18 protein-coding genes are annotated in these 23406 nt (G+C 55.1%); 9 read left to right on the plus strand and 9 right to left on the minus strand.

The window, feature by feature from the left end; genetic code table 11:
* Positions 1-136 precede the first annotated feature (136 nt).
* The 5 genes from SH248x_RS13175 to SH248x_RS13195 all read left to right on the plus strand — a co-directional run bounded on the left by SH248x_RS13175 (position 137) and on the right by SH248x_RS13195 (position 5275).
* The gene (locus SH248x_RS13175) at positions 137-2638 is read left to right on the plus strand and encodes a DUF1592 domain-containing protein (RefSeq protein WP_459554744.1); all 2502 of its coding nucleotides are present in this window, start codon (positions 137-139) and stop codon (positions 2636-2638) included.
* Between the two features lie 45 nt (positions 2639-2683).
* A complete protein-coding gene (locus SH248x_RS13180) occupies positions 2684-3985 on the plus strand; it encodes a DUF1552 domain-containing protein (protein ID WP_459554745.1) in 1302 nt (433 codons plus the stop codon).
* Positions 3986-3997: 12 nt separating this feature from the next.
* Positions 3998-4396 carry a hypothetical protein gene (locus SH248x_RS13185; RefSeq protein WP_459554746.1) on the plus strand — a complete coding sequence of 133 codons (399 nt, stop codon included), beginning with the start codon at positions 3998-4000 and terminating at the stop codon, positions 4394-4396.
* A gap of 112 nt (positions 4397-4508) precedes the next feature.
* On the plus strand, positions 4509-5000 hold the full coding sequence (locus SH248x_RS13190) for a hypothetical protein (RefSeq protein ID WP_459554747.1): 492 nt from the start codon (positions 4509-4511) through the stop codon (positions 4998-5000).
* Between the two features lie 11 nt (positions 5001-5011).
* The gene (locus SH248x_RS13195) at positions 5012-5275 is read left to right on the plus strand and encodes a hypothetical protein (protein ID WP_459554748.1); all 264 of its coding nucleotides are present in this window, start codon (positions 5012-5014) and stop codon (positions 5273-5275) included.
* A 152-nt stretch (positions 5276-5427) separates the two neighbouring features.
* On the opposite strand, the gene SH248x_RS13200 is transcribed toward SH248x_RS13195, so the two are convergent.
* Positions 5428-9411: an isoleucine--tRNA ligase gene (locus SH248x_RS13200; protein ID WP_459554749.1), complete on the minus strand. Its 3984-nt coding sequence runs from the start codon at positions 9409-9411 to the stop codon at positions 5428-5430.
* A 271-nt stretch (positions 9412-9682) separates the two neighbouring features.
* Here SH248x_RS13200 and SH248x_RS13205 point away from each other — a divergent pair, with 271 nt between their 5' ends.
* Positions 9683-11068 (plus strand): lamin tail domain-containing protein, encoded by a 1386-nt coding sequence (locus SH248x_RS13205; RefSeq protein ID WP_459554750.1) that lies wholly within the window; start codon positions 9683-9685, stop codon positions 11066-11068.
* 123 nt (positions 11069-11191) lie between these two features.
* On the opposite strand, the gene SH248x_RS13210 is transcribed toward SH248x_RS13205, so the two are convergent.
* The 5 genes from SH248x_RS13210 to SH248x_RS13230 form a co-directional block, all read right to left on the minus strand.
* Positions 11192-11443 (minus strand): hypothetical protein, encoded by a 252-nt coding sequence (locus tag SH248x_RS13210; RefSeq protein ID WP_459554751.1) that lies wholly within the window; start codon positions 11441-11443, stop codon positions 11192-11194.
* Between the two features lie 92 nt (positions 11444-11535).
* The gene (locus tag SH248x_RS13215) at positions 11536-12525 is read right to left on the minus strand and encodes an L-threonylcarbamoyladenylate synthase (RefSeq protein WP_459554752.1); all 990 of its coding nucleotides are present in this window, start codon (positions 12523-12525) and stop codon (positions 11536-11538) included.
* A 124-nt stretch (positions 12526-12649) separates the two neighbouring features.
* Positions 12650-14587, minus strand: a complete 1938-nt coding sequence (locus tag SH248x_RS13220; RefSeq protein WP_459554753.1) for a hypothetical protein — start codon at positions 14585-14587, stop codon at positions 12650-12652.
* Between the two features lie 142 nt (positions 14588-14729).
* On the minus strand, positions 14730-15491 hold the full coding sequence (locus SH248x_RS13225) for an SDR family oxidoreductase (protein ID WP_459554754.1): 762 nt from the start codon (positions 15489-15491) through the stop codon (positions 14730-14732).
* Between the two features lie 116 nt (positions 15492-15607).
* A complete protein-coding gene (locus tag SH248x_RS13230) occupies positions 15608-16711 on the minus strand; it encodes a DUF1559 family PulG-like putative transporter (RefSeq protein ID WP_459554755.1) in 1104 nt (367 codons plus the stop codon).
* 407 nt (positions 16712-17118) lie between these two features.
* On the opposite strand from SH248x_RS13230, the gene SH248x_RS13235 reads away from it, so the two are divergent.
* The 3 genes from SH248x_RS13235 (at position 17119) to SH248x_RS13245 (ending at position 18974) form a co-directional block, all read left to right on the plus strand.
* Positions 17119-17934: a carbohydrate-binding protein gene (locus SH248x_RS13235; RefSeq protein ID WP_459554756.1), complete on the plus strand. Its 816-nt coding sequence runs from the start codon at positions 17119-17121 to the stop codon at positions 17932-17934.
* A gap of 32 nt (positions 17935-17966) precedes the next feature.
* A complete protein-coding gene (locus SH248x_RS13240; RefSeq protein ID WP_459554757.1) occupies positions 17967-18299 on the plus strand; it encodes a S1 RNA-binding domain-containing protein in 333 nt (110 codons plus the stop codon).
* 84 nt (positions 18300-18383) lie between these two features.
* Positions 18384-18974, plus strand: a complete 591-nt coding sequence (locus SH248x_RS13245; protein ID WP_459554758.1) for a DUF4291 domain-containing protein — start codon at positions 18384-18386, stop codon at positions 18972-18974.
* Positions 18975-19176: 202 nt separating this feature from the next.
* Here SH248x_RS13245 and uvrB read toward each other — a convergent pair whose 3' ends face one another.
* From uvrB to SH248x_RS13260, 3 genes are all read right to left on the minus strand, one after another.
* A complete protein-coding gene (gene uvrB, locus SH248x_RS13250; protein ID WP_459554759.1) occupies positions 19177-21252 on the minus strand; it encodes an excinuclease ABC subunit UvrB in 2076 nt (691 codons plus the stop codon).
* A 63-nt stretch (positions 21253-21315) separates the two neighbouring features.
* A complete protein-coding gene (locus SH248x_RS13255; RefSeq protein ID WP_459554760.1) occupies positions 21316-21756 on the minus strand; it encodes a type II toxin-antitoxin system VapC family toxin in 441 nt (146 codons plus the stop codon).
* Positions 21757-22159: 403 nt separating this feature from the next.
* The gene (locus SH248x_RS13260; RefSeq protein ID WP_459554761.1) at positions 22160-23359 is read right to left on the minus strand and encodes an FIST signal transduction protein; all 1200 of its coding nucleotides are present in this window, start codon (positions 23357-23359) and stop codon (positions 22160-22162) included.
* Positions 23360-23406 lie beyond the last annotated feature (47 nt).

A 23406-nucleotide genomic window follows, 5' to 3' on the forward strand; every position in this document is an offset into this window, starting at 1 on the left:
GTTGTCAGCGATGGCAAAATGAGGCTTTGAGTGTGAGGAAATTTGCAAAGCGGGCCATTTCCGGTAGGAATTTCTGCGATCACTCAGCAATATAATCACGAATATCGATTTGTTTTCGTGTCAGGTCAGGAGTCAGATGATTCCGGTCTGCCTGGGCGATGTAGAAGACATCTGGAAGTGGTTCATGGTCGTTCGAGTTTTTGGGTTCCTGATCTGCCTGTCGATTGTTTTGCTTGCTAGCTCGGCACAAGCAGCAGATGCGGCTGCTTATAGTGCCTTTTTCAAGAAGCACTGCAACGACTGTCACGGCGGGGGTACGGCTGAAGGGGGGCTGTCTCTTGATAAGCTGAAGTACGATCTGGCGGATCGCAAGAACTATGCGGTCTGGGAACGGATCCACGACCGCATTCAACTTGGCGAGATGCCTCCCAAGGACATGGCGCAACCGAGCGCGGACGAGAAGAACGGGCTGCTGGGGACGCTGGGGACGGATCTGCTTGTTTCGCATGAGAAGCGAAAAGGAACTGTTCTGCGTCGGTTGAATCGCATTGAGTATGAGAACACGCTGAGGGACCTGCTGGGAATTGATGTCTCGGTCAAGGAGATGCTGCCGGAAGATTCGATCTTCAACAACCTAGATAACATCGGCGAAGCGCTGGGGATGTCGGAGGTTCAACTGGAGCAATACATCTCGGCCTCGAGCAAATCTCTGGATGATCTTTTCACCCGCACGAATCGTCCTGAACAGAAGACGCTCGACGTCTATCTCGAAGACCCGAAGAAGCCGACGCCTCTTGATTATGACCTGAAGAAGCTGGATCGGACATTGTTCTTCGTCATGATGCGGGAGGACGGAACGCAGATCATTTTTCACACGGCAGACAGCGTCCATGCGTTACGTACGGCTGGTGTGAACAAGGAAGGAAAATCGTATACGTCCGAGTGGCGTGCCCCGGAAGATGGTGACTATCGACTGACGTTCGATGCTTACGCCTATCAGTCCCCTGCCCCGATGAACTTTTCGATCATGCATGGGCCGAACATGAACTCCTCGGCGACTTCGGGGGAGATGCTCGGGTTCTATCAAGCCAAGGACAAGTCACAAAACTACGATGTCACCATGCGACTTCGCAAAGGGGACAGGGTCCGGATCTATCCGGAGCTTTACTATCGTTTTACCGAGATGATCAACCTCGGGCCTTATGCTTATAAAGGCCATGGTATGGCGATCAACAACATGAAGCTGGAAGGCCCGCTGAAAGTCGACTGGCCGCCGCGTGGTCAGAAGCTGTTGATTGGGAACCTGCCGACGAAGGTCGTCAAGCAAGGTGGCAAGGATGTGATCGTCGTGGGGAGCAATCGCCCTGAAGCGGATGCTGTTGAGCGACTGGTCGCGTTTGCGACCGCTGCGTTTCGTCGCGATGTGACGATTGCGGAGATTCGACCTTATTTGCTTTTGTTCAAACAAGCCCATGATGGCGGAGCGGATTTCTCGACGGCGATCAAGATTGCCGCGACAGGGATCCTGACGGCTCCACAACACCTGTATCTGATTGAGCCTGATGGCAAGCTGGATCACTTCCAGGTCGCCTCACGCTTATCGTACATGTTCTGGCGGTCGATGCCGGATGACGAATTGCTTGACCTGGCTCGCAAGGGGAAACTGCACGACAAGGTGACTTTGCGTAAACAGGTGAGTCGATTGCTGGACGATCCTCGTTCGAATCGTTTTCACAATGACTTCCTCGATGCCTGGCTGCGACTACGCGAGATCGATTTTACGTCACCCGACTCGAATATGTATCCGGAGTACGACCTGTCACTGCGGTACTCGATGCTCGAAGAAACCCGGGCGTTCTGGAAGGAGCTGGTTAATAAGAACCTGCCGACGACCAACATCGCGGACAGCGACTTCGCGATGGTCAATGCCCGTTTGGCTGAGCATTATGATCTCCCCAAGATGGATGGCATGGAACTTCGAAGTGTCAAACTCCCTCCGAAGAACATTCGTGGCGGGATTCTGACGCAGGCGAGTGTCCTGAAAGTTTCTGCCAACGGGACGAATACCTCGCCGGTTGTGCGAGGGGCCTATGTGCTCGACTGCATTCTCGGGACGCCGCCTCCACCACCGCCGCCGGGCATTCCCGGGGTGGAACCTGATACTCGAGGCGCCTCGACGTTGCGTCAGATTCTCGACAAGCACCGCAATGATCAGTCGTGCAATTCGTGTCACAGCGTCATTGATCCTCCGGGGTTCGCGCTGGAGAACTTCGACGTCATCGGCGGCTGGCGAGACAAGTTCCGCACGACGGGCGATAAAGCCGAGAAGAAGTCGCTGCAGGTCAACGGGCACACTGTCTACCTGAAGTTTGGACTGCCGGTCGACTGCTCCGGGCACTTGCGTTCGGGGAAGGATTTCCGCAACTACACGGAGTTCAAGCAACTGCTCAAAGCAGAAGTTCCTCGTATGACCCTCGCGCTGACGAACCGTCTGCTGATGTTTGGAACCGGACGCGAGCTGGGGTTTTCGGACCGACCTGAAACCTACTCGATTGTTTCGACCAACATTTCCAAGAAGCAGGGGATTCGCGATCTGATCATGGATGTTGTGACCAGCGAGATTTTCCTGAACAAGTAATCGACCAATTTCCGATCAATGCACTGTAAGATGATGAGGCGTTTTATGTCTTCGTTCCTGCCGATTCGAAATCCGATTAGCCGTCGTTCTCTGCTACGCGGAGCCGGGGTGGCGCTCAGTCTTCCGATGCTGGAAGCGATGACGCGACCGTTTGCGTTTGCTGCTCCGCGTGCTGCGGGGACTGCTCCGAAGCGTCAGATCTTTATCAATGCGGAGTTGAGTTTCCACGGGCCGAGCTTCTTTCCGGAAGGGTCCGGGAAGGACTATAAGCTGTCGAAGTATCTGGAATCGATGGCGGATCTGCGCAACGATTTCACGGTGCTTTCGGGCGTCTATCACCCGGAGCAGAAGGGGCTCAACGGGCACTCTTCGGTTGTGACGTTCCTGACGGCGGCTCCGAATCCCGGTTTGCCGGGGTTCAAGAATACGGTCTCGATTGATCAGGCGATCGCATCCAGAATGAGTGGCGAGACACGACTGCCGTGTTTGATCCTGAATGCTTCGGGCGGGTCATCGGTTTCCTGCACGTCCAACGGCGTTTCTCTGCCGGCGGAGAGTTCGCCATCCAAACTGTTCCGCACGTTGTTCATTGATGGCTCGCCCGATGAGGTCAAGAAACAGGTCCGCAGCCTGACGCAGGGGCGCAGTATTCTCGATACCGTCAACGATCAGGCTAAGAAACTGGAAAAGCAACTTGATGCCCAGGATCAGGCCAAGCTCGATCAATACTTCACTTCCATTCGGGATCTCGAAAAGAAGATGATGAAGGAGATCGACTGGACGAAGAAGCCCAAGCCGAAACTCGACGTCAAACCCTTCACCGACATCAACGACCGACGCAACGCCATCGGGCGTCAGGTCATGATGTACGACCTCATGGCCCTTGCCCTGCAGACCGACTCGACGCGGGTCTATTCCCTCAAGCTCGACAACAACGGCACCCTCGACCTGCCGGGGGTCAGCAAGGACTGGCACAACCTGAGTCACCACGGGCAGGACGAAGAGAAGCTCGAAGAACTGCAGATCATCGAAGCCGCGGAGATCAAAGCTTTCGGGGACTTCTGTCGCAAACTGAAAGGGATCAACGAGAAAGGCCAGACACTGCTCGATGGCACGAGCATCATGCTCGGCTCGAACCTTGGCAATGCCAGCTCTCACGACTGGCACAACCTGCCAACCATGGTCGTCGGCGGCGGTTATAAGCACGGGCAGCACATCGTGCTGGATCAGAAGAACAATACGAAGATGTCGAACCTGTTCGTCAACTTTGCTCAGCGGATGGGGGTTGAGATTGATAAGTTTGCGAACAGCGATTCGACGGGGATTCCGGGGTTGGAGTTGGCGTGATACGATCACGGCATGAGTCATTCGTATCGCGATGTGATCTTCTGGCCCACCTGGAATTCGGTCTGGGTGGCGTCCTGTCTGCTGCCGCTCGTTATTGTCATCATCGGATATGGAACCGGGCGCTGGGGACGTTGGATAGCTGCTGTGATCGCGTTCGGTGTCAGCTGGTATCTGCTGGTTCAAGCGGTGATTTATAAATGGTCGCTCCGCTCGGCGGCTGCGATCACTGAGGAAGACATCAGCCATGCAACCAGCGACGGGGCGAATCTGGTCTTCTCTTTGATCTTGTATGGACCGGTAGCTTCTGGGATTTATGTTGGTCTGATTCTGACCGGCTGCAAATTGCTTTTTCGGCATTGTCCTGCAAAATGGAATTGCTATCAGCAATTCCGAACTGCAAGTTCGGGATGAGTGGAGGACCTTCGTAGCAATCCGGAAACGCGCTTGAAGTGCATCTGGGAGATTGTGATCGACATCTTCAATTTCCAGGAGATAGTGTTCGTCCGACCATTCACATGATATAGTGAAGCGACTTGAGACAAAATCAAAACCCTTTGTTAAAGCCAGCGAGATGGTGCGAAAGCAATTTCATGGAATCTCGGATCAGCGCAAAGCCGGCCAACATCGACTCGAAGATGCTCGGAACTTGATTGATGGGCAGCGATGGCGTGGTGGAATGTACTTGGCGGGATATTCTATTGAATGTCTGCTCAAGGTAAAATTAATGCAAATTTATGAATGCGATCATCTTGAGCAATTGGAAGAAGAACTCCAGCGACGAAAGCTGATGCCATCGCAGAATACCGTCTTCACTCATTCATTAGGAATCTTGCTCAACATCTTGGGGGCCAAGGATCGGATGCGACAAGATATGGCGATCTGGAAGTTATTTGCGACTGTCAATTTGTGGACGGCGGCGTGGAGGTATAATGGAAATGCTTCCAATGCAAACGATGCAGAGGATTTTTACAACGCCGTTTGTACAGTTCGAAACTGGATTGAACACAACACCTGAGGACGATGAAAATGGCAAACGAAGTCTTAATGAAGAAAATTCGAGATGTCCTAAAAAGTGGATACTTTAAGGACGAGAATGATCTCGTTGACGTTTCCAATGGTGAAAGTGATGATTTGCACGTCGTTATTGTGAGTCGTAAGCTGGACGGAAAACGCTTGAAAGTCAAACAAGATTTAATCTGGTCGGACTTGCTCAATCACCTGTCGAAAGAAGAATGCGGACAAATTTCGCTGTCAATTGGCGTCAGCCCGGAAGAAATTAAGGCGGGCTGACGAGGATATCCGCACCAGAATGCCATGCAACGCGGCTTTGAGTAAGCATGCTCGGAGCGCGGAAGGCCCGTACCAGTTCCGTGTATGATCAACGTCAACTGTCCGGCGCGGCCGAATTGCCCCCCGTGGCTCACGGGGGGCTAAATAGCGGGTTACTTCGAGACTGTGACTGCAACCAAACCATTGTTGTCGCCGATTTCGAGTTCGGCAACTTCTTTTTCGGCTGTCAGGGTTGTGTCAGCCACCAGAGTCTTCGCCAGGATCTCGCCCATGATGTAGGGCTTGTGGGCTTCGATCGCGGTCGCGATTTTCTCGGGGAAGGCGTATTTCACTTCGATGCGGTCGTCGAGGGAGAGGTCCATGATTTTGCGTCGCTCGTTGAGGAGGCGGACGAAGTCACGGGCGTAGCCTTCGGCGATCAGGTCTTCGGTCAGGACGGCGGAGAGGGCGACCTGGATGCCGAAGTCGCTGGTGGAGAGCCATTCGCTGGACTGCTCGGTGGCGATGAGGACGTCGTCGGGTTCGAGAGAGACGGACTGGCCTTCGACTTCGAGTGTGATGGCTTGGCCGTCTCGCAGTGGCGCCATGGTCGCTGCGTCGATCGTCTCCAGTTTGCCTTTGACGGCGTTCAGGAGTTTGCCGAGTTTCTTGCCGAGGGTTTTCAGGTTCGGCTTGTAGGAGTACTTGACGATCCCGTCGAGGTTATCGACGAGGTTCACCGCTTTGACGTTGAGTTCATCGCGGATGACGTCGTTCATCGCGTTGACGGCGTCGCGATCCGTTGATGTGGTACAGACGACGCGGATCTCGGAAAGGGGCTGGCGGACGCGGAGGGTTTGGGACTCGCGCATCTTGTGTCCCAGCTGGACGACTTTCTGAGCGGTCGCGGTGCGGGTGTTGAGGACGTCGTCGAGGAGGGTTTCGTTGACGGTGGGGTAGTCGCAGAGGTGGACGCTTTCTGCGCGGTCGAAGTCACAGGGGGTTGACACCCCCCGCTCGCCGAAAGGCACGTCGCGGACGAGGTTTTGGTACATCCGCTCGGCGAGGAATGGGGTGACGGGCGCGAGGAGTTTCGTCAAGGTGACGAGGACTTCATGCAGCGTTTGGTAGGCGGCGAGTTTATCGGTGTCGCCGGCGTCTTTGGCCCGCCAGAAGCGGCGTCGGTTGCGGCGGATGTACCAGTTGGAGAGGTCGTCGATGAAGTCGCCGGCGGCTTGCATGAAGGCGGGGGCGTTGTACGCGCCCATCTCTTTGTGGCCGGTCGCGATGAGGGACTGCAGGCGCGAGAGGACCCAGCGGTCGATCTCCGGGCGGTCGGCGTAGGGGACCTGAGGCTTGGTGACGTCGAACTCGTCGAGGCGGGCGTAGTTGACGAAGAAGCTGTACGAATTCCACAGCGGGATCAGGAACGCGCGGCGGATGTCGTCAGCGGGCTTGCTGGTCACCTTGCAGCACGGGACGCCTTCCCGGGTTTGTGACAGGGGGCCTTCGAGTGTCTGCAGTGTGACGTGGACATCTTTGTGGCGTGTGCCGAAGCGGAGGTCCGCGGCGGGGTTCTGGGCCAGGTACATCCAGCGCAGCGTATCGACGCCCAACTGCTCGGCGGCTTCTTCGAACCAGATGGCGGTGCCGTCCGATTTGTGCATGGGCTTGCCTTCCTCGTTCATGACGAGGCGGTGGCCGAGCAGGGTTTTGAACGGTTTTTTGTCTTCGGCGTTCTCTTCCTCGTAGCGCATCATGGTCGCCATCGAGAGCATCGAATAGAACCAGTTGCGGAACTGCCCCGGGAAGCATTCGGTGACGAGGTCTGCGGGGAACCATTTGGCCCACTCGGCGCGGTCGTGGTTGTAGCCCATCGTCGAGAACGGGACGATCCCGGCATCGAGCCAGGGATTGCCGACGTCTTCGACGCGACGCATTAAGTTGCCGTTGTTGGGATTCTTAATTTTGACCGCGTCGATCCAGGGCTTGTGAGGAGTGTTGGCTTCGACCTGCTCCCAGCCTTCGACGGCGCGTTCCTTCAGCTCGGCCAGTGAGCCGATGACTTCGAAATCGCCAGTCTCGTCGTCGACCCAGATCGGCAGCGCGAGACCCCAGAAGCGTTTCTTGGAGATCATCCAGTCACGCATGTTGGTCAGCCACTCGACTTCGCGGTTTTGGCCATCGATCGACTCGGGGAGCCACTCGATACAGCGGGTGACATCTTTGATTTCGTCACGCCAGTCCATATTGATGAACCACTCATCGACCATGCGGAAGACGAGCTCATCCCCCGTCCGCCAGCAGTGAGGGTAGATGTGCGGGTATTGTTCGACGTAGACGAGGAAGCCGCTGGCTTTGAGTTTTTCGAGGACGAGGTCGATGGTTGTCGGGTCGATGGCTTCCCGGCCTGTGAACTCGCCGAAGCCTTCGTCGAAGCGGCCGTCTTCTTTCAACGGCGCGACACTTTGAACGGCGTTCTGCTCTCCAAGATGGTAGTCGACGTCCCCGCAACCCGGTGCGATGTGAACAATACCTGTTCCCTCTCCTTGAACGACGATAGCAGCGCCTTTCGAGTCTTTTCCGCCATCGATAACTCGATGACATTGGACGGCGGTTCGAGCGGGTATTCCTTCCACTTCTTTCAAGAGCTGTTGATAATAATCATTAATGAACACTAGCCATTCTTGCTCGTTCAAGTCTCCTGTTTGAGATAAAAGCGATGAATAGATTTTCCAAAAGGCTAAATGATCAAGACCTAGCTGTTTGAGCTCGTATAACAATGGTTCAAACGACTCCTTCTCATCTCCTAAATAGTGTCCGTCAATTTTTCGGAAATAAAACCCGGCGACCATGCCACGATACAAGGCTTGAAAAGTAAGATCATGAAGTAGCTTTGAAAGCTTTTTCTTGGTATCCACCCGCGCGTTTACATACTCTTCCCTTGCCTTCTCAATTTTCTCCTCTAAGAAGATAGTCTCCGAAAAGCTCTTATTTCGCGACTCCAATGCATCATTCGGAAAACCACCTGACATTTTCTGAGCAGCCAACTCATCAAACGGCCCTTTGTATTTCCAACCGACCATCTCTGCCCCTTTGACGGAGCCGAGTTCGTCGAAACCGCCCTGCTCTTTGAAGAGCTGGCCGACGGTTTTCAGCTTGCCGACGGATTCTGGCCAGGACCATTCGGGGCGGCCGAAGCCTTCCTTGAATTCCTTGTCGAGGCGTTTGTAGTTGAGGTTGTCTTTGGCGAAGTAATAGACGGCGCCGTCCTTCTTCGACTGGAGTTTGACGTATTCTAGGTCCGGGTTGATGGCGGCGGCGACGTTGCTGGTGAGGGTCCAGGGAGTTGTCGTCCAGACGAGGAGGTATTCGTTGTCTTTGTCGATGAGCGGGAAGCGGACGAAGACGCTGCGGTGGGTCGTCAGCTTACGGCCGTCGGCGACTTCCATCTGTGAGTACGCAGAGCCGCCGCGGCCTGACCAGGGCATGACGTCGTGGCCTTTGTAGACCTTACCGCGGGTGAAGCATTTTTTGAGGAAGGTCCAGATGGTTTCGTTGTTCTCGGTGGAGAAGGTGAAGTAGCTGCCGCCCCATTCGGGGTTGCCGAGTTTCTCGACGATCTTGTGGGCCTTGTCGGTGACGGTCTGGCCGTTGGGGGTCGTGATTGTGACTTCGTTGTCGGTGCCGACGTTTTCGGAGAGGAGGCGCAGCTGGGTCGGGTTGTCCCATTGGGTCCAGTAGCCGAGGCGGATGGATTGTTCGGTTTGACGGGCGGCGAACTTCAGGACGCGTTTTTTGCACTCGTTGACGAACTTATCGACGCCGTAGTCTTTGATGGCGTTTTTGGTGCCGAGGCCGAGTTGTTTCTCGACTTCGACTTCGACCCAGAGGCCCTGGCAGTCGAAGCCGTTCTGGTAGCGGAGGTCGTGGCCGGTCATGGCGTAGAAGCGCTGGTAGGTGTCTTTGTAGGTGCGTCCCCAGGCGTGGTGGACGCCCATGGGGTTATTGGCAGTGATGGGGCCGTCGAGGAAGCTCCAGCGTTTTTTGCCTTTGTTCTTGGCCTGGAGTTTCTCGAAGATCTTTTGGTCATCCCAGAATTTGAGGGCCTGGTGTTCGCCGGAGATGAAATCGGGATCGTTGACGGGAGAGAACATGGTTGGTGATTCGTAATTGGTAATTAGTAATTGGTAATTGGCCGGAGCGAAGAGATTCGAGGCCAGCGTGCGGATGAGGGGGAAATCATAGTGGTTTGGGGCTATCAGTGAAAGACATGGGGATGGGGGTAAGAGTTCACAAACAGGTGGGGGAGAGACTTGGGGAATCTTTTCCAGAATGCCCAAAATACATTTGTACACATTTCGACGTTTTTGTTATGATGGGTTTGTGTGGACAGTGTTTTTTGTATCGTTGAAGGGGGATTTTTTGATGTTGGGGCGGGGATTACTGGCTGCGGTGGTTGTGGGTTGGTTTGTGGTGGGTGTTGCGGTTGCGGATGATCTGGTGGGGGTGACGTCGGAGAATATTTATCAGCGGTTGAAGGATTGTGATGAGCAGGGAATGACGGTGAGGCGGTTTTCGAATGAGATGTCCGTGGGGGCGATTTCGGACATTCTGCTGGATGAACAGGGCGAGGCGAGTGGCGGTCGCGGGAATGATGCGGCTCCGAGGGGGCTGTTTCGCTATCTGAATGATTCGAAGCTGACAACGGGGATTTATCCTGACTTCATCGCCCTGCTCGATAACTATGCGATTCGATCAGGGGAGGAGGAGACGACGACAAAAGCGGAGCGAGCGGAGATCGATGCGTTTCTGGACAAGGTGATGGGGTCGCGTCCCATGAAGGTGGCGTTTCATTATGTGTCAAACAATCTGTCGGTCAGTTTGTCTCGCGAGGATTTTCGTAAGAAGCTGATGGAGATCTGGTTTGAGACTTATACGAATCACTATGGCGGACGTGCGACGGAGGGGTGTTCGGGGTTTGAGCATGTGTTTGTCGGTGAGGGGCAGTATCCGGACAATGGGACTGCGACCAAGGGGGAGGTGACCGGGTATCACAGCTGGATCCAGTTCGCGCGTCATGAGAAGAAGGGGTTCGTCAATTACCTGGGTCACAAGTACGACCTGCCTGCGGAGCGGCTGCCTGCGAACCCGTGTGTCATCACGTTGCGGATGATCTGGGATGTTGATCCCGATGGGACGGGGCCTCATCCGAGTGTGCAGCTTTATAAAGAAAAAGGTGGGGTCTTTGTCGGGATGAGTCCGGAGTGCGAACTCGCGATGGGGACGGTGGCGTTCTTCGAACTGCAGAAGGGGTTGTTGTCGAATGATCGGCGTCGGACGACGATCGATGGTTCGACGTTTGATCTGGTCCTGCATGCGAGCGTCAAATCGAACGGGCAGCGGGGGCCGCATGTGAGGACGTTTTACCCGGTGCTGCTGGGGTATGCACAGCCGAGTGATGTCTCGCCGGTGGTTTCGAGGGAAGGGCCGGTCGTGATTACGAAGGGGCTGCCGAATCCTGAGGGGGATGATGAAACGGGGGAATGGGTGGAGATCAAGAACATCTCTGATCAGCCTGTCGACCTGGAGCGGTGGACGCTGCGCGATAAGCAAGATGGCAAGAAAGAGCTCAGCGGTGCGATCAAAGTGGGCGAGACGCTGCGGATTGATTTGTCGCGGGCGACGGGGTCAAAGCTGCTGCTGGGGAATTCGGGAGATCGGATTCGGCTGTTGAATGCGGGGGAGGATCTGGTGGATGAGGTGAGTTATCAGAATGCGAAGAGCGGGGAGGTGGTGGAGTTTTTGCAGTGAGGAGGTTTGATTATCTATTCGTGTTTTGTGTGTATTCACGAACCGGATGTGGTCTCGAAGGGTTGAGCATTTCTGGACGCGATTTGGTGCGGTTCGAAGACTCACCGGCACCCTACATTTCGGTCAGTCGTAGATACTTTCACGGGTGTCATCGACTCTTCCCCCCACTCCGCGATGACGACTCGAAAACTCTTCGAGCCACTGTCGGAATTCATCGCCAGATTGAGGATCAAACGTCGATTTGGCACCTCCTGACGTAATACGACCGATCACACGGGCGTGGTCGAGAAGGCGGACTTCGTCGTCCGGGCCGAGGTTGTTGACGAGTTCTTTGAGGCGGGTTTGTGCTTCGTCGATTTGGATTTCGATGACCATGGTTGTCTCCTGCTGCCATTTTATCGCAGTGTGATCAGAGAGTCGAGATGATTGAGATGCTCAAATATCTCTAGATGCCTTTCCAGGGTGATTCAAATCCCTGTCGTTTTGGCGGCGGCACGTTCAAGACGGTCGTTTAGTGCACGTCCTAGTCCTCGATCAGGAAAAGGTGTCGCGTAGATGGCTATCAGATTATGAGAGTCGAGGCGGCGTAGAGCGGCGAAGAAGTTGGCGGCCATTTCGACGAGGTTGCCGGTTTCGCTCAGGCATTCGACCATGATTGTGTCGGGATACCGAACGCAAAGATGCTCGCTGAGAAGCAAGCCGATTCCGACAGGGTTCATGCGGACAAGACCTTCCAATATTTCCGGGTCCGCAATAACCAAAGGCGTCAGGGGGGCGTAGTGGCTGGTCAGCATGCCGGGGGCGGACATGGGTTGGCCGGTTGATTCGTCGATGGTGCGGGTGGCGGTGATGACGGGGAGGCCGGTGGCTTGGTGGAGGTCTTCGATGGTGATGCCGCCGAAGCGGAGGACTTCGATCTTGTCGTCGTGGGCACGGATGATGGTGGATTCGACGCCGACTTGGCAGGGGCCGCCGTCGAGGATGTAGTCGATGCGGTCGCCGAGTTGGTCTTCGACGTGTTGCGCGGTCGTGGGGCTGATGCGGCCGAAGAGGTTGGCACTGGGGGCTGCGACGGGGACGCCGGCGGTTCGAATGAGTTCGAGGGCGAGCGGGTGATTGGGCATGCGCAGGCCGACTTCGGGGAGGCTGGAGGTGACGAGGTCGGGGACGGTGTCTTGTTTGGGGAGCAGGATCGTCAGGGGGCCGGGCCAGAAGGCGGTCATGAGTTTGCGGGCGGTTGGGGAGACGCTGGTGGCGAGCTGGTCGACTTGAGCGATGTCGGCGATATGGACGATGAGCGGGTCAAACAGGGGGCGGTTTTTGGCTTCGAAGATGCGTGCGACCGCGGTCGAGGACATGGCGTTGCCGGCGAGGCCGTAGACGGTCTCGGTGGGCATCGCGACGACCTGATCGTTGCGGAGGAGGTTGGCGGCGAGGGTGAGGTTGGTGCCGAGCATTGAAGAGAGAACTTACTACACATAGCCTGGAGAGGACGAAGATGGGTTGGAGCAGATTAGCCTTAGGAAACAGACATGAGATCAACAGCTTAGAAGCATTTAGAAAACATGCTGAGTTAAAAATTCAAAATCCGCTTCCCGATTTCTCTTGATTGATGACATCAAAAATATGCCCCGAGAATTCATTGAGAGCAAGTCGCATCGCCGACTTTAATTTCTCATCCTCTATTCGAGTGATCTCATCTTCAAAATAGTAGCTGAATGGAATTGCGACCTCACAAATTCGTTTCAAGTCTGGCTCTTGTTCAATCTTGAGTCTGCTTTCGCGGAGGAGAACGCGACTAAAAATTGGATCGAGTTCTCGTATTGCCTCCATAGCCTTGTCGTAGTTTTTCTCATCAAGCGATTTTGCAAACGATGAGCTTACCTGTCGCAAGTTGTTTTCATAGGAAATGAAACCTGTAACATCATATTTCTCTTGAAGAAGCCAGTCTTGAGAAGCAGCAGAGTTTAGAAACTTCCATCCATCGAACCTCGCGAGTTTGCGGCTGATCGTTCTGGCCAATGCAGGAGGTAATGATTTCATCTTTTTGTCGAAAGCACCCCTTATTTGCCTCATCTGCTTGTCATGAGCATAAAAGGGCTTGGTCCAGATCTCGTTCAACAATCCGCTTCTACCAGGCTCTATTTGCAAAACACGACGCTGAAAATTGAGACTTTTCACGCGAAGATCATCGAGTTTATTTTCAACTGTCTTGGAATCAGAATTGCCGGGAATCGACTGGACGTAACGAATCATCTCTTCTTCCATCTGGATGACTTCATCAAGCAGCTTGACATACGTCTGATCGGCTTCCGGAAGTTTCTTGGATTCTTTCAGGCTATTTTTGAAGCTGTCGATATGGTCTGAAAACGCGTTGACGACGTCGCTCAGAGCGCTTCGTGAATCATCTTCGTCCAGGCGTGATATTTCACTCTGGAAGTAATTGAGGTAACCATTTGAGGCTTCGACCATCGCAATACCAGCAGAAAGCGTTTCCGATAGTGACTTCGCTTTCAATGGCGAGGATGTCGTTGCGACGAATATTGAATCCAACTTTTTCAGTGCATTCAATGACATCTCTTTGTCATCCTGACTCATGCCGATGGCAAATTGTCGCCCCTGGCTTTGAAGAGTTTGGAAATATTCATCTTGCTGCTCATAACCATGAAAGAAGGTTTTCGGTTGGATACTGATCGAATCGAGAACGAAGCCCTCTTTTGATGGATAGCCTTTTAAAAACCCATCGATTGCTTTGAGAGATGATTCAGAAAGATGGTGAACTGAAGCCGCTATTTTTTTTTGCTGTTTATCTGGTGTGAAATCCGTTCGGTATTGCTCACAGAAACCCGGCAGGAATGACATCCTGGTAATCAATTTCTCACTAGAAATTGGTTCCACCATCAAAGCACGGCGCTGTATATCCGTCATGTCGGTCGTAAACTCTTCGAATGTGGAACTGACATCCTCATCAGTCCTGAGATCTTCCAGGCTGCCAAAAATAGAAATCTGGTAGACCTTCAGCCCGTTCAATGCACTGATGATCTCATTGACTTCTTCCGTCGGCTGAAAAGCGTCTGTCTGTCCCGATTTTTCAGCAACGACCTGGGTTTCAGATGTAGGTGAACTGGCTGTCGGCATTGCTGCAGCAGTCATCGGCACTTGGGTGACTGGAGTGACGTCGGTCGTGCTATCACCCGAAGGCTCGACTGAAACATTCTGATTGCTTTGCGTGGAAACAACATTTTGAGGCTCAACAGATGGTGAAGCCTGCTCTGGGTCAGATGGTGATGCTTCACTCGAAATAATCGCCTCGACTGGCGATTTCTCAACGCTGGAAGAACTGGAACTGGTTATCCAGAAAACGCCGACACAGATCGCGATCACGACAGCGACGCCACCAACAACGAAAGGAACCGGATTACTCTTTTGCGGCTTGGAAGACTTCTTTGACTGTGAAGGGCGAGCAGCCGTTTTGCCAACAGCAGAATTCTGACGACGTGGTGGTAAGTCTTTAGCCATGATGAAAATCCTCAATGAGCAATCAATACACAACAAATTTACACATGCAAATCCCTCCCGGCAAGCTATGTACGCAAATCGTCTACGCGTATAAGAATCCAATTTGTCAGTCTATCCTCGGTGAACTCTGTGGCAAAACTCCCTACGGGTAATCCTGCTTGGTTGGGCGGAGCATGATTTCGTTGGCGTGGACGTGGGGGGGGAGGCTGGTGAGGTAGGCGATGGTGTCGGCGACGTGTTCGGGGTCGGGGAGCGGGCCCCAGTTGTCGTGGAAGCGTTTGACGGTTTCGTCGCTATAGCCTGCTCCTTCCTGGAAGCCGCTGATGACGATGCCAGGTTCGATCAGGCTGACGCGGATGCCCTTCGGACCGACTTCGCGACGGAGGCCTTCCGTCAGGGCGTGCACGGCGAACTTGGTGGAGCCGTAGATTGCTGAGAAGGGGGAGACGTTGCGGCCGACGACGGAACCGATGGCGATGATGTCGTGGGGGTGTTGTGGGAAGGGGCGAGTTTCGAGATCAGCGAGCATGACCTTCGCGGCTTTCTGCATCAAGCGCAAGGCACCGGTGAGGTTGATCTGGACCATGGCTTCGAACTCAGCGAGGTCTGCAGTCGCGACGGAGCCGCCGAGGCCACGACCGGCGTTGGCGACGACGAGGTCCGCGGGGCGTCCGAATTGTTTCGTCGCAAGGTCGAAGGCCTGGTTGATGATTTCTTCATTGGAGGCGTCGCCGGCGATGTAGGCGAAGCGGTCAGCGGATTCGGACTGGAGTTTCTTGAGTTCGTCTTCGCGACGGGCGACGCCGACGACGTGGTGGCCGTCGTGGAGGAAGCGCTGGACCATGGCGCGGCCGAGGCCGGAGGAGGCGCCAGTGATGAGGACGATGCGGGATGATTGGGGCATGGGAATCTCCGTGTGGGGTGGACGGGTTCATGATAGCGGGAGGGGGAGCGGGGTTCCATGGTGAGGTATTCAGCAGTGGGACAGGCAGAAGGCACGTCCCATTGGGGGGGACAAACCTAGAACTCCCCGAGCACCTGGCCGTCGTTTCTGTCGCCGAGTCTTTGCCAGAGGGTGAAGTCGATGGTGTTGGAGATGAAGCGGGTGTGGCCGTCGGCGAGGAGGGTGTTGACGCCGCCGGCGTGGTGGCTGCGGGCGGGGATGTTGGCTTCGGCGGTGATGCGGCTGCAGGAGGAGTTGCAGTTCGCGCAGTTGGGGTTGTTGGAATTGGGGACGTCGAGGGTGTTGAAGAGGGTTTGGCCGAGGTCGCCGCGGATCCAGTTGACGCCGATGTCGCCGAGGGGGCGTATGGTGGAGACGCCGATGGTGTCTTTGCAGCTTTGGCCCCATTCGTCGATGTGGGTTCGTGACGGGAACGATTTGGGCATCGCGGGAGGGAGTGTGCCGGTGCGGACGAGGTCGCCGATGGAGTATGGCCAGTTGGTGGTGTTGTAGGTCGTGATGTTGCCATCGGCTTTGATGAGTTCAGACGCGGCAAGGGTGTTGCTCAGGCCGTCGGTGACGTCTTGGAAGCGGACGGTTTTGCGATAGTTGAAGAGGCCGACCTGATGTTCGAGATCGGGGAGTGATGTTGGGGGCCAGGGAGTATTGGCGTTGCTGCCGGGTTGGAACCACCAGACGGACGGGCCTGTGCAGAAGACGTAGTTGTTTCCGGGGCCTGCGTCTCGACCGGAGCCGTTGCTGATGTCGTGCTGGTCGGAGGGGCAGAGGAAGGCGGGGATCGTCTGTTGGCGGACTTCGTTGTTGGGAGTTGTCACGACGTTGACGTTGAAGTTGAGCTGGTCGTAGATCGCGCTCTGTTCGAGGTACGGGAGGAGCATGGCGTGGGCGGAGAAGCCGTTCCAGGAGCGGTTGCCATCGCCGTCGCCTGTGCCACTGAAGCTCGGCACTTTTTCGAAGTTGCCTTTGGGGAGGATTCTATGGGTGTCGTGATAGTTGTGCAGAGCGAGGCCGAGTTGCTTCAGCTGGTTTTTGCAGGTGAGGCTACGAGCTGACTCACGGGCGCGCTGGACGGCGGGGAGCAGGAGAGCGACAAGCGTCGCGATGATGGCAATGACCACCAGGAGTTCAATGAGGGTGAAGCCGGTGCGGGAGGTCGACATGGGAGGGGAAAGGAAGATTCTCTGGGGGAATTTCTTGTGAGCGCCATTCCATCTTTCAGGATTTGGATCGTTATGCAATGCTCGACAGGGTACAGACGGTCAAAACCCGCAAAGTTGATCGTCGACGTCGGGAGAACTATCGATTTGAGGGCGGTCATCGATAGAGACATTTGGGGATGGTGGACTTAGAATGATGATCGATTAGGTTCTTCGGAAGAGAGAACTGTTTCCTGGTGATTTCAAGCCACATTGTGAGTCGTTAGATGCCTAGCGCTCACCCTCATCCGCCCTTCGGGCACCTTCTCCCCTCAAGGGAGAAGGGACATAAAGCCGCTCCCCTCAAGGGAGAAGGGACGAAATGCGGCTCCCTTCAAGGCAAAGATATTCGACACTCGAGGAGAATTACGATGACGACTTTGATGGGTAGGTTCTGTGTGATTCTGCTGGCTTGCCAGTTTACTGGCGTATCGCTGGTTGCCCAGGAGCTATCGAAGGAGGCGACGAAGATCGAGTCGTTATCGAGTGAGGATGTTGCGGTTTATGGGCAGGGCAAAACGCTGCTGCTGGCTCCTGGGTCGAAAGCAATGGGAGAGAAGAAGCTTTCGATTCCCCGGCTGTGTGCGCCGCTGAAGTCGATGGGGTGGAAGGGGCATCCGAAGCGGGAGTTGAAGTTGACGCCGGAGATTGATCATTGGGTCTGGACGTGGAACGAGGCTGCCCAGGGAGATGTGATTGAGGTGGTGTTGGATGGCGAGCCGGTGTTGTTGAGCGAGCTGGAATCGATTCAACCGGCGGCTGATGGGACGTTGATGCTGCCTGCGTGTTTCGCGAAAACCTTTGGGGAGAAGCTGCGATATGAGCCGCAGTGGTTTAAGAATACGGTGGGGTATTGGACGGGGTCGAAGGATTATGTGGAGTGGTCGGTGACGATTGCTGAGCCGGGGCAGTATGCGGTTGCGGTGCTGCAGGGGCTGGGGACAGGACAAGGAGGGAGCGAGGCTGCGCTGTCACTGCGACAAGGAGATGTCGTGAAGGGAGAGATCGCGTTTGACCCAGCGGAGACGGGGCATTTTCAGAATTTTCGCTGGGTGCATCTGGGGATGATTGAGGTGACCGAGGCGGGAGAGTATCAGGTGCGGATTGAGCCGAGGAAGATTGCGAAGGCGGCGCTCATGGATGTGCGGGGGGTGCATCTGGGGAAGCAGGCGAAGGGGGTGAAGTAGCGGTGAAAGAGTCCGTCAGTTAAAACCAATGAATGTGGAAAACAATAGAGAATTTCGATTCATTCCTAAAACCGAGTGATGATGATTGGAAGATCGTTTGCGAGACATTGAGTATAGGTGACCGTGTTTGCGGTGATATCGTTGGCATCGCACACTTTGGTGTCTTTATCAATCTCGGAACGAGCGTTCCCGGATTACTTCTCGTACCGGACATGAAATTATCAAGAGGCCAATTACCCGACTCACGCTACAAACTGGGTGATCCAGTTGAAGCGTACGTGGTTGGCTTTTCGGGCCATAACCGACAAGTTGGGTTGCTGCTCGACGAAATCCCGGATGATCGCAAAACACAACTGGAGCACTGAGAATCAATTAATCGAATCTCACAGAACAGGACCGTGAACCCCATCGACTCTCGATTTGTCATGTGCACAAAAAGAGAGAAAAGTATGGCAGAGTATCACGAAGTACGTGCGTCGTTTGATCGTGAGACGATTGTTGTTTATCAGGCTTACAATGATGCGATTGCGGATGCTGCGCTCAAGGCGGGTCGGTTTGTGGCTCCGTTTTCGTTGAACCGGATGACATGGGTCAAGCCGTCGTATCTGTGGATGATGGAACGGAGTGGCTGGGGCACGAAGGCGAATCAGAATCGGATTCTCGCGATTCGGATCTCAAGAGCTGGTTGGGAGAAGGCGTTGAGTCTGGCGACTCTGACTTCCTTTCATCCCCCGGTGCATCGTTCGATTGATAGGTGGCGCAGCGAGTTCGAAGCGGCTCAGGTGCATGTGCAATGGGATCCGGAGCGATCGATTCGAGGACAGAAGCTGGAGCATCGATCAATTCAGGTCGGAATCAGTCGTCATCTGATTCATGAGTATGTGGAGAGCTGGATTCAGAAGATTGACGATGTGACGGAGCTGACGGCGAAGATTTATCGATTGAAGCTTGATGGCGAGTATGCAAGAGCGAAGCGGTTGTTGCCAGTGGAGAAGGTTTATGAATTGCCGGTAGGGATTCGTGGGCGGTTGGGGATGTGAAGAGAATGGCTGATGTGGGTTTTGGATAGGAACGCGAATGCCTGCCTAGCGCCCACCCTCATCCGCTCTTCGGGCACCTTCTCCATAGACAGGCAATAGGAAGCAAGCTTTTTAAGCTTTCACGATCTTCGAAGGCATGCAGAGGTCCCTCATCCGACCTCGAAGACTCGGCCACCTTCTCCCCGGGGGAGAAGGGACAAGACTAGCGTTTGCCTCGTCTTGAACCGCCCTTTCCTTTTTTGGTGCGGGCGCCGCGTAGGCCGCCTTTTTTGGCGAAGCCGGCTTCTTCGGCGGCGGTGATGGGTTGGCCGAGGTTTTGTTTGAGTTTGGCGATCTGGTCGCGGAGGTTGGCGGCTTTTTCGAATTCGAGATTCTCGGCGGCCTGGAGCATCTGGGCCTGGAGTTCCTGGATTTGCTCCTGGGTGACGAACTTGGCTTCGTCGCCGACGCCGGAGACTTCCTGGACGACTTTGCGGGCCTTGATTTCTTCTTCGATGCCGCGTTTGATGGCCTTCTTGATCGTTTCGGGGGTGATGCCGTGTTTGGTGTTGTACTCGATCTGAATCGCGCGACGGCGGTTGGTTTCGTCGATGGCTTTCTGCATGCTCTCGGTGACGGTGTCGGCGTACATGATGACCTCCGCGTTGACGTTTCGCGCGGAGCGGCCGATCATCTGGATGAGCGAGGTTTCGCTGCGGAGGAAGCCTTCCTTGTCGGCATCAAGGATCGCCATCAAGGAGACTTCGGGGAGGTCGAGACCTTCGCGCAGGAGATTGACGCCGACGAGGGCGTCGAAGGTTTTTTCGCGGAGTTCACGCAGGATCTCGACGCGCTCGATGGCATCGAGTTCTGAATGCAGCCACTGGCATTTGACTCCCTCTTCGATGAGGTAGGCGGTCAGGTCTTCGGCGAGGCGTTTGGTGAGCGTCGTGATGAGGACTCGTTCCCCTTTCTGACTGCGTTCTTTGATCGCGTTGAGCAGGTGGGCAGTCTGGCCGCGGGCGGGATGGATGTGAATGATCGGGTCGACGAGGCCGGTGGGGCGGATGACTTGTTCGACGACTTCGCCTTGCGTGCGATCGAGTTCCCAGTTGGCGGGGGTTGCAGAGACGAAGACGGTCACGTTGCGTTTGGCGTTCCACTCGTCGAACTTCATCGGGCGGTTATCGAGCGCCATCGGCAGGCGGAAGCCGTGGTCGACGAGGGTTGATTTTCGGGCGAGGTCGCCTGCGTACATGGCGCGAACCTGCGGGACCATGACGTGCGACTCGTCGATGAACATCAGGAAGTCATCGGGGAAGAAGTCGTACAGCGTATATGGTGGTTCGCCGGGTTTGCGTTGTGCGAGGGCGCGTGAGTAGTTTTCGATGCCTGGGCAGAAGCCGACTTCTTTGAGTAGTTCGAGGTCGTGGCGTGTGCGGGCCATGAGTCGCTGGGCTTCGAGGAGTTTCCCCTCGGACTGGAACTTCTGGAGTTGTTCTCTTAGTTCGGTTTCGATGTCTGCGATGGCAGCGTCGATTTTGCTTTGCGGGACGACGTACAGCTTGGCGGGGTAAATGTAGATGTCTTTGAGAGATTTGGAGGACTCGCCGGTGGTCGGGTTGATGATGGTCAGGCTTTCGATTTCATCGCCCCACATTTCGATGCGGTAGGCGAACTCTTCGTAGGCTGGCCAGACTTCGACGACGTCGCCGCGGACACGGAAGCGGGAGCGGGCGAGTTCGTAGTCGTTGCGTTCGTACTGGATGTCGATGAACTTGAGCAGCATCTTGTCGCGGTCAATTGTCTGGCCGACCTGCAGCGGGACCATCATGTCGAGGTAGTCTTTGGGGGAGCCAAGGCCATAGATGCAGCTGACGGAGGCGACGACGATGACGTCTCGACGACTCACGAGTGCCGAGGTCGCGAGGAGGCGCAGGCGGTCGATCTCTTCGTTGATCGAGGAGTCTTTTTCGATGTAGATATCGCGCTGGGGGATGTAGGCTTCGGGCTGGTAATAGTCGTAGTAGCTGACGAAGTACGTGACGGCGTTGTTCGGGAAGAACTCGCGGAACTCGCCATACAGCTGGGCGGCGAGGGTTTTGTTGTGGGCGAGGACGAGCGTGGGACGCTGGGTCTGCTGGATAACGTTGGCCATCGTGAAGGTCTTGCCCGACCCGGTGACGCCGAGGAGAACCTGTTCCTTCTTGCCTTCGTTAATCCCCTCGACGAGTTTTGCGATCGCCTGTGGCTGGTCGCCGGAGGGCTTAAATTCGGAGACGAGTTGGAAGGCTGGCATTGTTACGCTTTAAGAGAGGTTGGAACGCAGAGGGCGCGGAGGGGAGCGGGGGTCGCGGAGAATTCAAAGCCTATGCGATCGTTGATGCAGGATCAATGACTGTAATCTCGTTCCGAACCGAGTGAAGTCGGTCACGTTAAATGTCATTAAATGAGTGATGCCATGTGTTTTCATCGCGGCGACGAGACGTGCATCGTGGGATGGTTTGCCGGAGATGGTGTGAGCAAACACAAGTTCTAGCCAATTCTTATAAATCTCTGAGGTATCGGGAAGAAGCTCTGCGAGGGTTAAGATGCTTTCCATAAAGGAAGGCATCACTCCGGGCGTGAGTCCAAGACCATTATTGGCTAAGGGACGAGTCGCAACCACATAAAATTCATAGATGCATTGAGGAACGACGACGAGGGTGAATCCATTCTTACTGAGATCGTCGACTGCGGATTTCGCAACAACACTCTGGTCATTGTCAGTGACAACTCGAAGCATCACGTTCGTATCAATCAAGCAGCGATTCACTCGTAAAATGTCCCTCGATCAATGTTGAGCTCACCGTGAGTCTGTATTTTCTGTGATGAGAGCCACTCCAAACTTTTCTTCCAAGCCTCCGTGCGTTGCGGATTTTCAACTGAAGACTGGCTTGAGGTGGAGGAAGTGGGAGGAAGAAAACGCCCTATCACAGTCGACTGCGCATCAATAATCAGTGCTTCATCTCCAGGACTGAGTCCTGCAAAGATCTCCTGCAACCTATTCCCTGCCTCTTGAACTGGAATGCGAGTTATCATGATTCACTACCCAAAACAGCAAAATTTCGCTCACTGATAATAACAATGTGCACTGATGAAATCCTATTGGAATTCTCAGCGTTCTCTGCTCCACTCTGCGAACTCTGCGTTCCAGTCTCGTTGACTCACTCAAACAGCGCCACACTAGCTGTGAACCCGTGCAGGAAGTTTTTCTTCCCGACCGGGCCGAGTTCGCCCTGGGCGAAGAAGCCGGCGACGACGGGGTTTTGGTATTCGCTGTTGATGAGGCTGGCGTCGTGGTTGGGGCTGGGGAAGAGGCGGGTGCCTCGGCCGTTGCAGCTGAAGAGGAGTCCGCCGTGGACGCCGTTGCCGTGGGCGGCCTGGTCTTTGCGGATGAGGCCTTTGAAGTCTTCGTCGGCGCTGTTGGCGTCTCGCAGGTGGAACTGGACTGTCTGGCCAGTGCGGATGCGACCGCCGACGGCCATCTGTCCGCTTTCTTCGTCGACGCCGAGGACATTCATGATGAGGAAGTCGCCGTAGCCGAAACTTTCCTGATACTCATTCATGACGACGCCCATGAATAAGCCGTAACGGAGGAGTTCGCGGTCGTCGTCGCCGAGGAGTTCGACGGTCTCGTTCAGTTTCTCGATAACGGGATGTCCGCCGACAGACGCGATGAGATTGCGGTTGCCTTTGGTGATGACATACGGCTGGCCGATCGGACGACAGCCTTGAGAGACCAGTGAGCGGATCATCGGGCCCTGTTTGATGAGGACGCCGACGGCGCCGTAATCGAACACCTGGCCTTGATAGACGATCTGGCTTTCCTGTGGACGTTCGAAGCCGCTGGCCATGCCGCCGTAAACGGGGACGCCGGGGAAGCGTTCCGCGAGTTCGTTGATGACGATGTCTTGAGGCGTTGTGAACGGGTCACATAACAGGAAGATGGAGGCGCCGGTGAGGTCGCCCGTTGCGTGTTCTGGAAAGCCTTCGCAGAGGATGCCTTCGCTGGTCTTGCTGAACTCGAGATGAAAGGCTTCGAGGACACTGCCTGGGAGTGAGGCTGACCAGACGACAATGCCGGACTGTCCTTCGAGTTCGCGGTCCTGATAGATCAGCGTCTCCGCCGTACAGCCGAGGAGAATCTCTGACTTGAGGTTCTCCTGGAGGTGATGCAGGAAGGTCCCCATGCCTGCAAAGCGGTCGACGGTTGCAAAGACCATCGTCACATGGACCGGGGTCGACTTGAACCGGGAAACGATCTCCTGGCTGATCGCTTCGGCGGCTTTGACGGGGTCCGTCTCGGCGCTGAAGCCGTTGGCATACCGGACGCTTTGTCCCGTTGTTGAAATCTCTGTGCTCATCGACGTCTATTCTTCAATGGCGGTTGTCATCGTTTCGGCGCGACATT

Source organism: Lacunimicrobium album (assembly GCF_052161635.1).
Classification (GTDB): Bacteria; Planctomycetota; Planctomycetia; order Planctomycetales; family Planctomycetaceae; genus SXPC01.

Coding starts and splice junctions, on each gene's coding strand:
- SH248x_RS13175 (WP_459554744.1), top strand. CDS start 137: ATGATTCCGGTCTGCCTGGGCGATGTAGAAGACATCTGGAAGTGGTTC.
- SH248x_RS13180 (WP_459554745.1), top strand. CDS start 2,684: ATGTCTTCGTTCCTGCCGATTCGAAATCCGATTAGCCGTCGTTCTCTG.
- SH248x_RS13185 (WP_459554746.1), top strand. CDS start 3,998: ATGAGTCATTCGTATCGCGATGTGATCTTCTGGCCCACCTGGAATTCG.
- SH248x_RS13195 (WP_459554748.1), top strand. CDS start 5,012: ATGGCAAACGAAGTCTTAATGAAGAAAATTCGAGATGTCCTAAAAAGT.
- SH248x_RS13200 (WP_459554749.1), bottom strand. CDS start 9,411: ATGTTCTCTCCCGTCAACGATCCCGATTTCATCTCCGGCGAACACCAG.
- SH248x_RS13205 (WP_459554750.1), top strand. CDS start 9,683: ATGTTGGGGCGGGGATTACTGGCTGCGGTGGTTGTGGGTTGGTTTGTG.
- SH248x_RS13210 (WP_459554751.1), bottom strand. CDS start 11,443: ATGGTCATCGAAATCCAAATCGACGAAGCACAAACCCGCCTCAAAGAA.
- SH248x_RS13215 (WP_459554752.1), bottom strand. CDS start 12,525: ATGCTCGGCACCAACCTCACCCTCGCCGCCAACCTCCTCCGCAACGAT.
- SH248x_RS13220 (WP_459554753.1), bottom strand. CDS start 14,587: ATGGCTAAAGACTTACCACCACGTCGTCAGAATTCTGCTGTTGGCAAA.
- SH248x_RS13225 (WP_459554754.1), bottom strand. CDS start 15,491: ATGCCCCAATCATCCCGCATCGTCCTCATCACTGGCGCCTCCTCCGGC.
- SH248x_RS13230 (WP_459554755.1), bottom strand. CDS start 16,711: ATGTCGACCTCCCGCACCGGCTTCACCCTCATTGAACTCCTGGTGGTC.
- SH248x_RS13235 (WP_459554756.1), top strand. CDS start 17,119: ATGACGACTTTGATGGGTAGGTTCTGTGTGATTCTGCTGGCTTGCCAG.
- SH248x_RS13240 (WP_459554757.1), top strand. CDS start 17,967: ATGTGGAAAACAATAGAGAATTTCGATTCATTCCTAAAACCGAGTGAT.
- SH248x_RS13245 (WP_459554758.1), top strand. CDS start 18,384: ATGGCAGAGTATCACGAAGTACGTGCGTCGTTTGATCGTGAGACGATT.
- uvrB (WP_459554759.1), bottom strand. CDS start 21,252: ATGCCAGCCTTCCAACTCGTCTCCGAATTTAAGCCCTCCGGCGACCAG.
- SH248x_RS13260 (WP_459554761.1), bottom strand. CDS start 23,359: ATGAGCACAGAGATTTCAACAACGGGACAAAGCGTCCGGTATGCCAAC.